The organism is Ideonella sp. BN130291 (assembly GCF_036231905.1).
GTDB lineage: Bacteria > Pseudomonadota > Gammaproteobacteria > Burkholderiales > Burkholderiaceae_C > CAMLIZ01.
This window is the reverse complement of record NZ_JAZARE010000012.1, coordinates 26,400-40,747: the sequence shown is the minus strand read 5'-3', so window position 1 is coordinate 40,747 and position 14,348 is coordinate 26,400. Positions and strand designations below refer to the sequence as shown.

Annotated in this window: 12 protein-coding genes; 9 read left to right on the top strand and 3 right to left on the bottom strand. The window is 68.3% G+C overall.

Annotation, left to right across the window (positions count from 1 at the left end):
- Positions 1 to 68: 68 nt before the first annotated feature.
- On the top strand, positions 69 to 2,780 hold the full coding sequence (locus tag VPH43_RS22970) for an immunoglobulin domain-containing protein (RefSeq protein WP_328580100.1): 2,712 nt from the start codon (positions 69 to 71) through the stop codon (positions 2,778 to 2,780).
- Positions 2,781 to 2,821: 41 nt separating this feature from the next.
- Here the strand turns inward: VPH43_RS22970 and VPH43_RS22965 are convergent, their stop codons facing one another.
- Positions 2,822 to 3,559, bottom strand: coding sequence for a Crp/Fnr family transcriptional regulator (locus tag VPH43_RS22965; protein WP_328580099.1), 738 nt, complete (start codon positions 3,557 to 3,559; stop codon positions 2,822 to 2,824).
- Positions 3,560 to 3,697: 138 nt separating this feature from the next.
- Between VPH43_RS22965 and VPH43_RS22960 the strand changes: the two genes are divergently transcribed.
- The 8 genes from VPH43_RS22960 to VPH43_RS22925 all read left to right on the top strand — a co-directional run bounded on the left by VPH43_RS22960 (position 3,698) and on the right by VPH43_RS22925 (position 12,537).
- The gene (locus VPH43_RS22960) at positions 3,698 to 5,644 is read left to right on the top strand and encodes an AMP-dependent synthetase/ligase (RefSeq protein WP_328580098.1); all 1,947 of its coding nucleotides are present in this window, start codon (positions 3,698 to 3,700) and stop codon (positions 5,642 to 5,644) included.
- Positions 5,641 to 6,510: an ABC transporter ATP-binding protein gene (locus VPH43_RS22955; protein ID WP_328580097.1), complete on the top strand. Its 870-nt coding sequence runs from the start codon at positions 5,641 to 5,643 to the stop codon at positions 6,508 to 6,510. Before VPH43_RS22960 ends, VPH43_RS22955 begins: the two co-directional genes overlap by 4 nt.
- A 9-nt stretch (positions 6,511 to 6,519) precedes the next feature.
- A complete protein-coding gene (locus VPH43_RS22950) occupies positions 6,520 to 7,449 on the top strand; it encodes a branched-chain amino acid ABC transporter permease (protein ID WP_328580096.1) in 930 nt (309 codons plus the stop codon).
- A 101-nt stretch (positions 7,450 to 7,550) separates the two neighbouring features.
- On the top strand, positions 7,551 to 8,627 hold the full coding sequence (locus tag VPH43_RS22945) for a branched-chain amino acid ABC transporter permease (protein ID WP_328580095.1): 1,077 nt from the start codon (positions 7,551 to 7,553) through the stop codon (positions 8,625 to 8,627).
- Positions 8,628 to 8,716: 89 nt separating this feature from the next.
- Complete coding sequence (locus tag VPH43_RS22940) at positions 8,717 to 10,045, top strand: ABC transporter substrate-binding protein (protein ID WP_328580094.1); 1,329 nt, start codon at positions 8,717 to 8,719, stop codon at positions 10,043 to 10,045.
- 142 nt (positions 10,046 to 10,187) lie between these two features.
- Positions 10,188 to 10,994, top strand: coding sequence for an ABC transporter ATP-binding protein (locus VPH43_RS22935; protein WP_328580093.1), 807 nt, complete (start codon positions 10,188 to 10,190; stop codon positions 10,992 to 10,994).
- On the top strand, positions 10,991 to 11,281 hold the full coding sequence (locus tag VPH43_RS22930) for a hypothetical protein (protein ID WP_328580092.1): 291 nt from the start codon (positions 10,991 to 10,993) through the stop codon (positions 11,279 to 11,281). The genes VPH43_RS22935 and VPH43_RS22930 overlap by 4 nt, the downstream gene beginning before the upstream one ends.
- The gene (locus VPH43_RS22925; protein WP_328580091.1) at positions 11,278 to 12,537 is read left to right on the top strand and encodes a phenylacetate--CoA ligase family protein; all 1,260 of its coding nucleotides are present in this window, start codon (positions 11,278 to 11,280) and stop codon (positions 12,535 to 12,537) included. Before VPH43_RS22930 ends, VPH43_RS22925 begins: the two co-directional genes overlap by 4 nt.
- Here VPH43_RS22925 and VPH43_RS22920 read toward each other — a convergent pair.
- Positions 12,528 to 13,241, bottom strand: coding sequence for an aspartate/glutamate racemase family protein (locus VPH43_RS22920; protein WP_328580090.1), 714 nt, complete (start codon positions 13,239 to 13,241; stop codon positions 12,528 to 12,530). The genes VPH43_RS22925 and VPH43_RS22920 overlap by 10 nt on opposite strands.
- A gap of 60 nt (positions 13,242 to 13,301) precedes the next feature.
- Entirely contained in the window at positions 13,302 to 14,204 is a 903-nt protein-coding gene (locus tag VPH43_RS22915; RefSeq protein ID WP_442909331.1) for a transporter substrate-binding domain-containing protein, read from the bottom strand.
- Between the last annotated feature and the right edge of the window lie 144 nt (positions 14,205 to 14,348).

Sequence of the window (14,348 nt, the reverse complement as noted above, 5' to 3'; positions counted from 1 at the left end):
CTGCGATTCCATGGCGGCTGGCGCCACCGGTGCCCGATGCGGGTTTTTGATCAGAGAGGGAGCAAAGAATGAAGAGCGGATTCTTGCGCAGCTACGCCATGGCGTTGTTTGCGCTGTTCGTCCTGGCCATTGCGGCCAGCTTGAGCGGCTGCGGCGGCGGTGGCGGCGACGACCCGCCGGCCGTGGCCGAGAAGGGCAGCGTCACCGGCCGCGTGCTGGCCAGCGCTGACTCGTCACCCGTGGCCGGTGCCACCGTGTCCATCGGCAGCGCCAGCACCCAGAGCGCCGCCGACGGCAGCTACACGCTGGCCGACGTGCCGGCCAGCGAGCGCGCCGTGGTGCGCGTGCAGGCGGCCGGTTATGTGGATGCGCTGGTGTCCACCCCGGTGGCCAAGGGCGCCACCCGCCAGGCCGTGGCACGCCTCGTGCGCGAAGCCGCCGCGGTGAGCTTCGACGCGGCACAGGCCGGCGTCGTGACCGCCGCCGGCTCCAGCGCGCGGGTCGAGCTGCCTGCCGCCAGCCTGGTGAACGCGGCCACCGGCGCCGCCGCCAGCGGCAACGTCAGCGCCTCCGTCACGCCGATCGACCCCGGCGCGGACCCGCAGACCATGCCGGGCGACTACACGGTGGCCGACGGCTCGCGCATCCAGAGCTTCGGCGCCATCAAGGTCAAGCTGCAGGACGCGGCCGGCAATGCGCTGCAGCTCAAGGCCGGCAGCCAGGCCACCATCCGCATCCCGCTGGCTTCGCGCACGGCCAACCCGCCGCAGAGCATCCCGCTGTACTACTTCGACGAAGCCGCCGGCCGCTGGGTGCAGGAGGGCAGCGCCACGCTCACCGGCAGTGCGCCGAACGCCTACTACGAGGGCCAGGTCTCGCACTTCACGTACTGGAATGCGGACATGCCGCAGGACACGATCTACGTGAACGGCTGCGTCGCCACACCCGCGGGCCAGCGCGTGCAAGGCGCCCGCGTGGTGTCGCAGGGCATCGACTACTCCGGCTCGGCCTATGACACCACCGACGACCAGGGCCGTTTCCGCGTGGCCATCCGCAAGGCCAGCCGCGCCAGCGTGTGGGCCGAGCTGGACCGCAACTCGAATGCCGTGGTGGTCGGCCCGTCCAACACCGACATCACGCTGACCGACTGCCTGGTTCTGGACACCACGCCCTTCGCTCCCACCATCGTGGAGCCGCCGGTGGGCACCAGCGCGGCACAGGGCACCTACGCCTTCTTCTCCGTGGTGGCCAGCGGCACCCGCCCGCTGCGCTACCAGTGGCAGCGCAACGGCGTGGACATTCCCGGCGCGGTGTACGACGTGCTGCTGCTCACTTCGGTGACCCCCGGCGATGCCGGCACCTACCGCGTCATCGTCAGCAACGCCGTCGGCAACGTCACCAGCAACGGTGCCGTGCTCACGGTGACCGCACCGGTCGCGCCCAGCGTCATCGCCCAGCCCGAGTCCTTGAGCGTGGCGGCGGGCGCGACGGCCAGCTTCTTCGTCGCGGCCGACGGCACCGGGCCGCTGTCGTACCAGTGGCTGCGCGACGGCACCGCCATCGCCGGTGCGATCGGCGCGGTCTACACCACGCCGGCCACCACGCTGGCCGACAGCGGCGCGCACTTCCAGGTGCGTGTCACCAATGCGGTGGGCAGCGTGCTGAGCAACAGCGTCACGCTGACGGTGACGCCGCCGGTGCTGGCCGCGCCGCAGATCACCACGCAGCCGGCGGACCGCACCGCGGCCGTGGGTGACACCACCAGCTTCATCGTGCTGGCCACCGGCAGCCCCGCGCCCACCTACCAGTGGCAGCGCAACGGCAGCCCGATCGCCGGCGCCACCAGCGCCAGCTACACCACGCCCACGCTCGTGGCCGGCGACAACGGCGCCACCTACAGCGTGGTGGTGAGCAACAGCCAGGGCAGCGTGACCAGCCGCAGCGCCACCCTCACGGTGACCAATGACGGCAGCACCGAGCAGAAGATGGCGCTGATGCGGCTGATGAGCCTCAGCTTCAACTTCTACGAAGCGGCCAGCCTGCCGATGCTGGTGGTGGACGAGGACACCGCCGCCTTCGTCAGCGCCGCGAGCGTGTGCAGCGCGGGAACCCTGAGCGCCACCTTCAACGGCGCTGCCCTGCCCGCCCCCGGCACCGCGTTGCCCGCCTCCGGCACGCTCGCCGCCACGGCCACCAGCTGCAACACCGGCGACGGCCTGCTCTACAGCGGATCGACCTCGGTGAACTACAGCTTCAGCGGGTTCGAGCCGGCCAACGGCAGCGCCACCTCCACGGTGAGCAATGTGCGGGTGCGCAGCCCCGCCACGGGCGATGCCCAGAGCGACCTCACCGCCAACGGCAGCGCCACTGCCACCGTCGCCAGCAGCGTCTCCGGCGGCCAGACCACGGCCAACGTGACGCTCACGCTGGCCAGCGGCGCGACCCTGCGCAACGAGCTGAGCAGCCTGACGGCCACCTTTGCCAGCGGCAACGTCGCCTTCGTGTCGGTGACCACCGGCAGCAACACGATGCCGCTGCGCACGCGGGTGACCTACAACGACCTGCGCTTCGCGGTGGACGGCGTGAACTACGCGGCCACAGGCTTCTACGAGCTGACGTTCTCCCCCGCGGGCGCCTTCACCGGCGGCTCGGGCGAAGCGGTGCTCAGCAGCGGTGGCACGCAGGTGGGCCGCATCTTCGCGAACGCCAGCGGCCTGTTCATCGAGGTCAACGGCGTGGTGCAGCCCTTTGGCGGCGTGCCGCGGCCGCTCGCGAGATAGGTTTTTCCAAGGAGTTTGCGGGGCGCTTCGGCGCCCCTTTTTTATGCCTGCCGATAGTCGCGCAGGCCCTGCAGCGACAGCACCCGCACGCCGCCGTATTCGATGCGGATCACGCCGGCGGCCTGCAGGGTGCGCAGCGCCTCGTTGACCCGCTGGCGCGACAGGCCCACGAGGTAACCCAGCTCTTCCTGCGTGATGCGCAGGATCTCGCCCACGCCGGGATACAGCACCGGATGGAACAGCGCCGCGAGGTTGCGCGCCACGCGTTCGTCAGGATGCGTGAGGCGGTCGATCTCGCGTGCCGCGATGAACTGGCCCAGCCGTTCGTTGAGCTGCTGCATGACGAAGCGGTTGAAGGCGATGCTGCGGTCCAGCAGCCAGTCGAACATCTCCACCGTGATGCCGGCGACCACGCTCTTGCGCAACGCCTGCACGTTGTAGCGGTAGGGCTCGTGCTTGAGCACGGTGCCCTCGCCGAACCAGCCGCCGGGTGGCAGGCCGGCAAAGGTCATGGGCACGCCCATGGCGGTGTCGTTGCTCATCTTGAGCAGGCCGTCCACCACGCCGAACCAGAAGGTGGCCGGGCGGTTCACGCGGCAGATCAGCTCACCCGGCTCGACGTTGACCACGCGCACATCGGCTTCGGCGCGCTGGCGTTCAGGGGCCGGCAGGTTCTGCAGCCAGGGGATGGTGAGCAGTTCGTCCGGTCGCGGCGAACGGGACCGCGCCAGCAGCGTGGTGGGTACACGCGGGGCATCGTCGACGGCTGCAGGCTGCATGGCGGCGAGGGGCCCTTGGGGAAAGCCCGGTGGGGACGGACCCTAGGATTGTCGTCGTAACGACAACTGGGCGTCAAACATCTTCCCAGAATGCAACGCAAGACTTGCGTCTTTCCCGCCTGCATTCAGGAGCCACGGATGCCAACGACCTTTCCTCGCTTGTTGCTGGAGCACGCCAGGCAGCGCCCCGATGCGCCGGCCCTGCGCGAGAAGGAATACGGCATCTGGCAGACGCTCACCTGGGCGCAACTCGCCCGGCTGGTGCGCCAGCTGGCGGTGGGCCTGGCGCAAGCCGGGCTCACGCGCGGCCAGCACCTGGTCGTGGTGGGGGAGAACCGGCCACGCCTGTATGCCGCCATGCTGGCTGCACAGTCGCTGGGCGCGGTGCCGGTGCCGCTGTACCAGGACGCCGCCGGCACCGAATTCGTCTTTCCGATCAACAACGCCGAGGTGATGTTCGCGGTGGTGGAGGACCAGGAGCAGGTGGACAAGCTGCTGGAGATCCGGCCGCAGTGCCCGCAGCTGGCGCACATCTGGTTCGACGACCCGCGTGGCCTGCGCCACTACAGCGAGCCGGGGCTGCAGCCGCTGGACGCCCTGATCGCCAGCGGCGCGCAGCAGGAAGCCGCACTCGGCCCCAGTGTGGACGCGGCGATCGAAGCCACCACGCCCGACGACGTGGCCGCGCTGTTCTTCACCTCCGGCACCACCGGGCATCCCAAGGGCGTGGTGCACCTGCATCGCACCCTGATCGACCGCGCGATGGCCGGCGCCCGCTTCGACAAGCTGACGCACGACGAAGAGGTGCTGGCCTACCTGCCGCCGGCGTGGATCGGGCAGAACATCTTCAGCTACTCGCAGTGGCTGGCCTGCGGCTACGTGGTGAACTGTCCCGAGTCCGCCAGCACGGTGACCATCGACCTGAACGAGATCGGGCCCACCTACTACTTCGCGCCGCCGCGGGTGTTCGAAGGCCTGCTCACCAGCGTGATGATCCGCATGGAGGACGCCTCGCGCATGAAGCGCTGGCTGTTCGAGCGCTTCATGGCGCTGGCTCGCCGCGTCGGGCCGGCGCGCATGGACGGCAAGCCCGTCGGCTCGCTGGACCGCATGGCCTATGCGCTGGGCAACCTGCTGGTGTACGGCCCGCTGCGCAACACGCTGGGGCTGTCGCGCGTGCGCGTGGCCTACACCGCCGGCGAAGCCATCGGCCCGGACCTGTTCAGCTTCTACCGCTCCATCGGCATCAACCTGAAGCAGCTCTACGGCTCCACCGAAACCGCCGTGTTCGTGTGCCTGCAGCCGGACAACGAAGCCCGCTCCGACACCGTGGGCGTGCCGATCGAAGGCGTGGAGATCCGCCTGGCCGACAACGGCGAGATCCTGATCCGCTCGCCGGGCCTGCTGCAGGGTTACTACAAGAACCCGCAGGCCACCGCCGAGGTGCTCACCGCCGATGGCTGGTACCACACCGGCGACGCCGGCTTCCTGGATGCAGGCGGCCACCTGAAGATCATCGACCGGGCCAAGGACGTGGGCCGCATCAAGGGCGGCGCCAACGACGGCGCGATGTTCGCGCCCAAGTACGTGGAGAACAAGCTCAAGTTCTTTCCGCACATCAAGGAGGCGGTGGCCTTCGGCGACGGGCGCGACAAGGTATGCGCCTTCATCAACATCGACTTCGAGGCGGTGGGCAACTGGGCCGAACGGCGCAACCTGCCCTACGCCGGCTACACCGACCTGTCGCAGAAGCCCGAGGTGGTGGAGCTGATCCGCGACTGCGTGCAGAAGGTCAATGCCGACCTGGCGGCCGATGACAAGCTCGCCGGTTCGCAGATCAGCCGTTTCCTCATCCTGCACAAGGAGCTCGACGCGGACGACGGCGAGCTCACCCGCACGCGCAAGGTGCGGCGCGGCCACATCGCCGAGAAGTACCAGGTGCTGATCGAGGCGCTGTACGGCGGCAAGGCCGAGCAGTACATCGAGACGCAGGTGCGCTTCGAGGACGGCCGCACCGGCATGGTGGCCGCTACATTGCGCATCGTCGACACGACGACCTTCCCCGCGATGAGGAGCGCCGCATGACCGCATCGGCCACCGTGGCGCTGCGCGCCGCACCCGACGTTGCCGACACGGCGCCGCAGGCCCATGCCACGGCGCAGCCCAGCGTGGGCCGCCAGGTGGGCGACGTGATCCTGGACGTGCAGAACATCTCGCTCGCCTTCGGCGGCGTGAAGGCGCTGAGCGACATCAGCTTCAACGTGCGCGAGCACGAGATCCGCGCCATCATCGGCCCCAACGGCGCGGGCAAGAGCTCCATGCTCAACTGCATCAACGGCGTGTACACGCCGCAGCAGGGCTCCATCACCTTCCGCGGCCGCACCTTCACCCACATGAATTCGCGCCAGGTGGCCGAGATGGGCGTGGCGCGCACCTTCCAGAACCTGGCGCTGTTCAAGGGCATGAGCGTGCTGGACAACATCATGACCGGCCGCAACCTGCGCATGAAGAGCAACCTCTTCCTGCAGGCGCTGCGCTGGGGCCCGGCCGAGCGCGAGGAGATCGCGCACCGCGAGTTCGTCGAACGCATCATCGACTTCCTGGAGATCCAGCCCTTCCGCAAGACGCCGGTGGGCCGCCTGCCCTATGGCCTGCAGAAGCGGGTGGACCTGGGCCGTGCGCTGGCCATGGAGCCCAGCGTGTTGCTACTGGACGAGCCCATGGCCGGCATGAACGTGGAGGAGAAGCAGGACATGTGCCGCTTCATCCTGGATGTGAACGACGAGTTCGGCACCACCATCGTGCTGATCGAGCACGACATGGGCGTGGTCATGGACATCAGCGACCGCGTGGTGGTGCTGGACTACGGCAAAAAGATCGGCGACGGCGCGCCCGACGAGGTGCGCGCCGACGAGAACGTGATCAAGGCCTACCTCGGCACGTCGCACTAGGAGCGCAGGATGGGCTTTTTCATCGAGACCTTCTTCGGCGGCCTGATGGCGGGCATGCTGTATTCGCTGATCGCGCTGGGCTTCGTGCTGATCTTCAAGGCCAGCGGCGTGTTCAACTTCGCGCAGGGCGCGATGGTGCTGTTTGCCGCGCTGGCGATGGCCCGATTCTCCGAATGGCTGCCCCGGTGGCTGGGCTTCGAAAGCGTGATCCTGGCCAACCTGATGGCCTTCGTGGCCGCGGGCGCCGTCATGTTCACCATAGCGTGGCTGGTGGAGCGGCTGGTGCTGCGGCACCTGGTGAACCAGGAAGGCGCCACGCTGCTGATGGCCACGCTGGGAATCGCCTATTTCCTGGACGGCTTCGGCCAGACCGTCTTCGGCAGCGACATCTACAAGATCGACGTGGGCCTGCCCAAGGACCCGATCATCGCGTTCCAGTCCACCTTCGACGGCGGCATCCTCATCAGCAAGGAAGACGTGATCGCGGCCATGGTCGCCGCCGGCCTGGTGGCCCTGCTCACGCTCTTCTTCCAGAAGACGGGCACCGGCCGTGCGCTGCGTGCGGTGGCCGACGACCACCAGGCCGCGCAGTCGATCGGCATCCCGCTGAACCGCATGTGGGTCATCGTGTGGTGCGTGGCCGGCGTGGTGGCGCTGGTGGCCGGCGTCATCTGGGGCTCCAAGCTCGGCGTGCAGTTCTCGCTGGCCACGGTGGCGCTGCGGGCGCTGCCGGTGGTGATCCTCGGCGGCCTCACTTCCGTGCCGGGCGCCATCATCGGCGGGCTGATCATCGGCGTGGGCGAGAAGCTCTCCGAGGTCTACCTCGGCCCCTTGGTCGGCGGTGGCATCGAGATCTGGTTTGCCTACATGCTGGCCCTCATGGTCCTTCTCGTGCGGCCCCAAGGGCTGTTCGGCGAAAAAATCATTGACCGTGTATGAGCACGAGCAATGATTTTTCGGTGCAGGCTCACTTGCGAAGCAAGTTAAGCGAAGCGCGCCGTAGCCAGAAGATCATCGACCGCGTCTGACAAAGGCCCGACATGCTTTACAGAGAGAACGGCCAGTTCAAGACCTCCTACCGGGCGGACCAGCAGATCTTCCCCATCCTGCAGGACCGCTGGATGGTGGCCGCCTTGCTGCTCGTCGCCTTCGTGGCCGTGCCGATGCTGGCATCCGACTACGCGTTCCGCGCGATCCTGATCCCCTTCCTGATCATGTCGCTCGCCGCGTTGGGGGTGAACATCCTGGTGGGCTACTGCGGCCAGATCTCGCTGGGCTCCGGCGCGTTCATGGCCGTGGGTGCCTATGGCGCCTACAACATCTTCATGCGCGTGCCCGACATGCCGCTGCTGCCCGCGCTGCTGCTGGGCGGCCTGTGCGCCACCGCGTTCGGCATGGTGTTCGGCCTGCCGAGCCTTCGCGTGAAGGGCCTGTACCTGGCGGTGGCCACGCTGGCGGCCCAGTTCTTCGCGGAATGGATGTTCCTGCGCATCAAGTGGTTCACCATGGACACGCCCTCCGGCTCGGTGGCGGTCTCCAACCTGCAGGTGCTGGGCCTGCCGATCGAAAGCGCCGCCAGCCGGTACCTGTTCTGCCTGTCCATCCTGGCGGTGCTGGCGCTGCTGGCGAAGAACCTGGTGCGCGGCGCGATCGGCCGCGAGTGGATGGCCATCCGCGACATGGACGTGGCGGCCGCCGTCATCGGCATCCGGCCCATGTACGCGAAGCTGAGCGCCTTCGCAGTCAGCTCCTTCATCATCGGCGTGGCGGGCGCCCTGTGGGCCTTCGTCTACCTCGGCGCGTGGGAGCCGGCGGCCTTCTCGGTGGACATGTCCTTCCGCCTGCTGTTCATGGTGATCATCGGCGGGCTCGGCTCCATCATGGGCAGCTTCTTCGGCGCCGCCTTCATCGTCGTGCTGCCGATCTTCCTCAACCAGGCGTTGCCCGCGCTGGGCTCGATGGTGGGCGTCACGATCTCCACCGCCGCCGTATCGCACACCGAGTTCATGGTGTTCGGCGCGCTGATCGTGTGGTTCCTGATCGTCGAGCCGCACGGGCTCGCCAGGCTGTGGTCGATCGGCAAGCAGAAGCTGCGGCTGTGGCCGTTCCCGCATTGACCGGGTAACTGCCGACGGCAAGCCACCAGCATCCGGTCCAAGCTCTCACGTTCACGTCAGACACATCCATTACACCGAAGGAGACAGGCATGAAGTTGCGCAACGTAGTTCTGGCTGCGGCCATGGTGGCGGCAGCGGCGACCTCCGGGCTGAGCACCAGCGCCTTCGCCCAGGCGAAGGAGCAGTACGTCGCGGTGCTGTCCTACCGCACCGGGCCGTATGCGCCCAACGGCACGCCGTGGGCCAACGGCTATGTCGACTACCTCAAGCTGGTGAACGCGCGCGGCGGCATCAACGGCGTGAAGCTCACCTGGGACGAGTGCGAGACGGGCTACGACACGGCCCGCAGCGTGGAGTGCTACGAGCGCCTCAAGAGCAAGAACCCCGCGTTCGTGCAGCCGCTGTCCACCGGCGCCACCTACGCCATCACGGAAAAGGCCCCGATCGACAAGATCCCGCTGGTCACGATCGGCTATGGCCGCAGCGAAGCGGCCGACGGCACGGTGTTCAAGTGGAACTTCCCGCTCGCCGGCAACTACTGGGTTGCGGCCGACGCGATCCTGCAGGCCATCGCGAAGAAGGAAGGCGGCTGGGACAAGCTCAAGGGCAAGAAGATCGCGCTGGTCTACCACGACAGCCCCTATGGCAAGGAGCCGATCCCGCTGCTGCAGGAGCGGCAGAAGCTGCATGGCTTCGAGTTGCAGCTGCTGCCTGTCACCGCACCCGGCGTGGAGCAGAAGTCCACCTGGCTGCAGATCCGCCAGTCGCGGCCGGACTACACCCTGCTGTGGGGCTGGGGCGTGATGAATTCCACCGCGCTGAAGGAGGCCGTGGCCACTGGCTATCCGCGCGAGAAGATGTACGGCGTGTGGTGGGCGGGCGCCGAGCCGGACGTCAAGGACGTGGGCGACAACGCCAAGGGCTACAACGCCGTGACCATGCAGCATGGCGCGGAACCGCAGTCCAAGCTGGTGAAGGACGTCCTGGACATGGTGCATGGCAAGGGGCAGGGCACCGGCCCGAAGGACGAGGTGGGACAGGTGCTCTACATGCGCGGCGCGATGAGCGCGATGCTCGGCGTGGAAGGCATCCGCGCCGCCCAGGAGCGCTACGGCAAGGGCAAGGTGATGACCGGCGACCAGGTCCGCTGGGGCCTGGAGAACCTCAACCTCACGCAGGCCAAGCTGGACGGGCTGGGCTTCGCAGGCGTGATGCGCCCGATCAGCACCTCCTGCGCGGACCACATGGGCTCGGCGTGGGCGCGCATCCACACCTGGGACGGCAAGGCCTGGAAGTTCAGCTCCGACTGGCTGCAAGCCGACGAGCAGGTGATCAAGCCGCTGATCAAGGGCACCGCCGCCCGGTACGCGCAGGAGAAGAAGCTCACGCCGCGCACACCGGCAGACTGCCAGTCATGACCCACCCCCGGAGCGGCTGCGCCGCTTCCCCCTCGAGGGGGCCGCGCCTGCGGCCCGGCGCAGCCGGGTCCGCGGTGCGCGCTGGAGTGGGAGGAGCGCGGCCGCCGAGGGAGCGTGTCGCAAGCTGAACTGAAGGATTCCGATGAGCGCTGCTCTTCTCAACGTCAACGGCATCGAGGTCATCTACAACCACGTGATCCTGGTGCTCAAGGGCGTGTCGTTGCAGGTGCCCGAAAAGGGCATCGTGGCACTGCTCGGCGGCAACGGGGCCGGCAAGACGACGACGCTGCGCGCCATCTCCAGCCTGCTGAAGGGAGAGCGAGGCGAGGTCACCAAGGGGTCGATCGAACTGCGCGGCCAGCGCATCGAGGCGCTCACGCCCGCCGACCTGGTGCAGCGCGGCGTGGTGCAGGTGATGGAAGGCCGGCACTGCTTCGCCCACCTCACCATCGAGGAGAACCTGCTCACCGGCGCCTACACCCGCACCGACGGCAAGGCCGCGGTGGCGCAGACGCTGGACAAGGTCTACACCTACTTCCCGCGCCTGAAGACGCGCCGCACGTCCCAGGCCGCGTACACCTCGGGCGGCGAGCAGCAGATGTGCGCCATCGGCCGCGCGCTGATGGCCAACCCGAAGATGGTGCTGCTGGACGAGCCCTCCATGGGCCTGGCACCGCAGATCGTGGAGGAGGTGTTCGAGATCGTGAAGGACCTGAACACCAAGGAAGGCGTGACCTTCCTGCTGGCCGAGCAGAACACCAACATCGCCCTGCGCTATGCCGACTACGGCTACATCATGGAAAACGGCCGCATCGTGATGGACGGTGCCGCCGCCGACCTGCGCGAGAACGAGGACGTGAAGGAGTTCTACCTCGGCATGGGCGGCGGCGAACGCAAGAGCTTCCGCGACGTGAAGAGCTACAAGCGGCGCAAGAGGTGGCTGGCATGACCGACTTCTTTGCCCCGCCTGCGTTCAAGCCGGCCGAGGCCCTGGTGCAGCTGAAGCGCCAGCTGCGCGAGGGCAAGGGCCTGGCCGAACGCGGCGACGGCTTCGACCTGAAGGGCCAGGCGGTGATCCACCTCGAAGCCACCGCCACCACGATCGAGGCCCAGCTCGCCAAGCGCCCCGCCCGCAGCCCCGAATGGACAAAGCACTCGCTGAAGAACAGCGCCGACGTGCGCAAGTTCGTGGACACGGTGAAAGCGCAGCTCACCCGCTGGAGCGCTGACGAATGAGCTACTACGACGCGCTGGAAACCCGCGACCCGGCGCAGCGGGAAGCACAGCTCATGAGCCAGCTGCCGCACCTGCTGGAGCACGCCAAGCTGCACGCGTCCGCCTTTGCCGACATCCTGGCCGACGTGTTGCCACGCGAGGTCACCAGCCGGGAGGCGCTGGCGCGGCTGCCCGTCACGCGCAAGCATGAGCTGCTGGAGCGCCAGCAGGCGCAGCGCGAGCTCGACCCCTTCGGCGGTTTTTCCGCCATCGGCTGGGCCGGGCTGCGCGCCCCGCGCGGGGCGCGCCGGGTGTTCCAGTCGCCCGGCTCCATCTATGAACCCGAAGGCCAGGCGCCGGACTACTGGCGCGCAGCACGGGCGCTGTACGCGGCGGGCTTCCGCGCCGGCGAGCTGGTGCACAACAGCTTCAGCTACCACCTCACCCCGGCCGGCGCCATCATGGAAAGCGGCGCACATGCGGTGGGCTGCACGGTGTTCGCCGGCGGCGTGGGCAACACCGAGCTGCAACTGCAGGCGATGGCGGAGCTCAAGCCCCACGGTTATGTGGGCACCCCCAGCTTCCTGCGCATCCTGCTGGAGCGCGCCGACCAGCAGGACCTGTTGTTGCCCAGCCTGCGCAAGGCGCTGTTGTCGGGTGAGGCGGTGCCGCTGTCACTGCGCCAGTGGCTGCAGCAGCGCGGCGTGCAGGCCTACCAGTGTTATGCCACTGCCGACGTGGGCTTGATCGCCTACGAAACCGAAGCGCGCGAAGGCCTGGTGCTGGACGAAGGCGTGGTCGTGGAGATCGTGCGCCCCGGCACCGGCGACCCGGTGCCGGAGGGCGAGGTGGGCGAGGTGGTGGTCACCGTGCTCAACCCGGACTACCCGCTGGTGCGCTTTGGCACGGGCGATCTGTCGGCCGTGCTGCCCGGCACCTGCCCCACCGGCCGCACCAATGCCCGCATCAAGGGCTGGATGGGCCGCGCGGACCAGACCGCCAAGGTGCGCGGCATGTTCGTGCACCCGGGCCAGGTGGCCGACGTGCTGCGCCGCCATGCCGACGTCGGCCGTGCGCGCCTGGTGGTGAGCGGCGAGATGGCCAGCGACCAGTTGACATTGCATGCCGAGGTGGCGGGCAGCCCCGAAGGCCTGGTGGAACGGCTGGCGCAGAGCGTGCGCGACGTGACCAAGCTGCGCGCCGACATCCAGCTCTGCGCGCCGGGCAGCCTGCCCAACGACGGCAAGGTGATCGAGGACCTGCGGCGCTACGACTGAAGCGCCCAGTGCACCGCCCGCTGCACCGCCGCTTCGGCCAGCAGCTGGGTGGCATCGAAGCTCGGCACACCGGCCGCCTGCGGCTGCAGCACCAGCGGCACCTCGGTGCAGGCGTACACCAGCGCCTGCGCGCCCTCGGCCACCAGCGCGCGAGCCGCAGCCAGCAGCAGCTTGCGGCCCTGCGCCAGATCACCGGCCTTCACGGCGGCGATGCCTGCGGTGACCCGCTGCTGATCGCCCGCCTGCGGCGCCAGCCAGCGGATGCGCCCGGCGCTGTCGCGCTGCCGATAGAGCCCCGCCTGCACCGTGGCGGTGGTGCCCAGCAGCCCGGCTTGCGCGATGCCATGCCGCTGCAGCGCCTGCAGCACCGGGTCCACGATGTGCAGCACCGGCACCCGCACCGCCCGTGCCACCGCGTCGTGCCACAGGTGCGCCGTGTTGCAGGGCATCACGATCATGGCAGCGCCGCCTTGTTCGAGCCCGCGGGCGATCTCACCCAGCATGGGCGCCGGCGAGGGCCCGCCGTGCAGAAAGCAGCTGGCACGGTCGGGGATCTGCGGCACCGAGTGGATCAGCACCGGCAGATGCTCCTGGTCGCAGCGCGCCGGCGTGGCGGCCACCAGCTTGGCGAAGAAGTCCGCCGTGGCAGCCGGGCCCATGCCGCCAAGCACGCCGATGGTGGGGAAGGAAGAAGCCGTTGGCATGGCGCTGCCCGCCCTGGCGCTCGCGCGCCGGGCAGTGCAATGGTCGGGAGGTGATGCGCCTTAGAGGGCCGGCTTGTCGGTGGGCGTCTTCAGGTGCTGGCGCAGCTGCTCGCTCATCGGCACGTTCAGGCTCACGTTGCGCGGCGGAATGGGCGACTGGAACCACTTCTTGTAGAGCTTCTCGAACTCGCCGCTCGCGATGACGCCCTTCAAGGTGTCGTCCACCAGCTTCTTGAACTCGGGGTCGTTCTTGCGCAGCATGATCGCGTAGGGCTCCACCTGCAGCGGATCACCCACCACGTCCCATTCCGCAGGGTTCTTGGCGTTGGCCATCAGCCCGTAGAGCAGGATGTCGTCCATGCCGAAGGCCACCGCGCGGTCGCTGTCCACCAGCAGCATGGAATCTGCGTGGTCCTTGCCGCTAATGACCTCGAGGTCCAGCTTCATTTCCTGGCCGTACTTGCGCAGCACCTGGAAGTTGGTGGTGCCTGTGGTCGTGGCGACCTTCTTGCCCTTGAGGTCGGGCCAGTTCTTGATGCCCGAGGCCTTCTTCACCAGCAGGCGCGTGCCGGTGTAGAAGTGGTTGATCGCAAATTCCACCTGCTCGCGGCGCACCGTGTTGTTGGTGGTGGAGCCGCACTCCAGGTCCACCGTGCCATTGACCACCAGCGGGATGCGGTTGGCCGAGGTCACCGGCTGCATCTCCACCTTGAGGTCGGGTTTCTTCAGGCGCGTCTTCACCGCCTCCACGATGTGGCCGCACAGGTCCATCGCAAAACCGACCGGCTTGTTGTTGTCCAGGTAGCTGAAGGGCACCGAGGACTCGCGATAGCTCACGCGCAGGCTGCCGGTCTCGGCGGCCTTGGCCAGCGTGGGCCGGGTTTCCTGGGCCTGGGCGGCAGGCAGAACGCCGGCGGCCACGGTGATGGCCAGGCAGAAGGCGGTGCGCAAGGGATGTGGCATGGCGGGCGGTCCTTTGTGGGGTGGCGAAGCAGCAGCAGCTGGCCGCAGTCTAGGCAGCAGCCCGGCGCGAAGGAAATGTCAAAGCCCGCACAGGCTATGCCGGCAAGGCATGCGCCGCAACGCCGATTCCCCGTAGGCACGGGG

Bases quoted from the DNA above. Each gene is read 5' to 3' on its own strand.
- VPH43_RS22950 (WP_328580096.1), top strand. From the start codon at position 6,520: ATGGGCTTTTTCATCGAGACCTTCTTCGGCGGCCTGATGGCGGGCATG.
- VPH43_RS22955 (WP_328580097.1), top strand. From the start codon at position 5,641: ATGACCGCATCGGCCACCGTGGCGCTGCGCGCCGCACCCGACGTTGCC.
- VPH43_RS22970 (WP_328580100.1), top strand. From the start codon at position 69: ATGAAGAGCGGATTCTTGCGCAGCTACGCCATGGCGTTGTTTGCGCTG.
- VPH43_RS22915 (WP_442909331.1), bottom strand. From the start codon at position 14,204: ATGCCACATCCCTTGCGCACCGCCTTCTGCCTGGCCATCACCGTGGCC.
- VPH43_RS22920 (WP_328580090.1), bottom strand. From the start codon at position 13,241: ATGCCAACGGCTTCTTCCTTCCCCACCATCGGCGTGCTTGGCGGCATG.
- VPH43_RS22960 (WP_328580098.1), top strand. From the start codon at position 3,698: ATGCCAACGACCTTTCCTCGCTTGTTGCTGGAGCACGCCAGGCAGCGC.
- VPH43_RS22935 (WP_328580093.1), top strand. From the start codon at position 10,188: ATGAGCGCTGCTCTTCTCAACGTCAACGGCATCGAGGTCATCTACAAC.
- VPH43_RS22930 (WP_328580092.1), top strand. From the start codon at position 10,991: ATGACCGACTTCTTTGCCCCGCCTGCGTTCAAGCCGGCCGAGGCCCTG.
- VPH43_RS22965 (WP_328580099.1), bottom strand. From the start codon at position 3,559: ATGCAGCCTGCAGCCGTCGACGATGCCCCGCGTGTACCCACCACGCTG.
- VPH43_RS22925 (WP_328580091.1), top strand. From the start codon at position 11,278: ATGAGCTACTACGACGCGCTGGAAACCCGCGACCCGGCGCAGCGGGAA.
- VPH43_RS22940 (WP_328580094.1), top strand. From the start codon at position 8,717: ATGAAGTTGCGCAACGTAGTTCTGGCTGCGGCCATGGTGGCGGCAGCG.
- VPH43_RS22945 (WP_328580095.1), top strand. From the start codon at position 7,551: ATGCTTTACAGAGAGAACGGCCAGTTCAAGACCTCCTACCGGGCGGAC.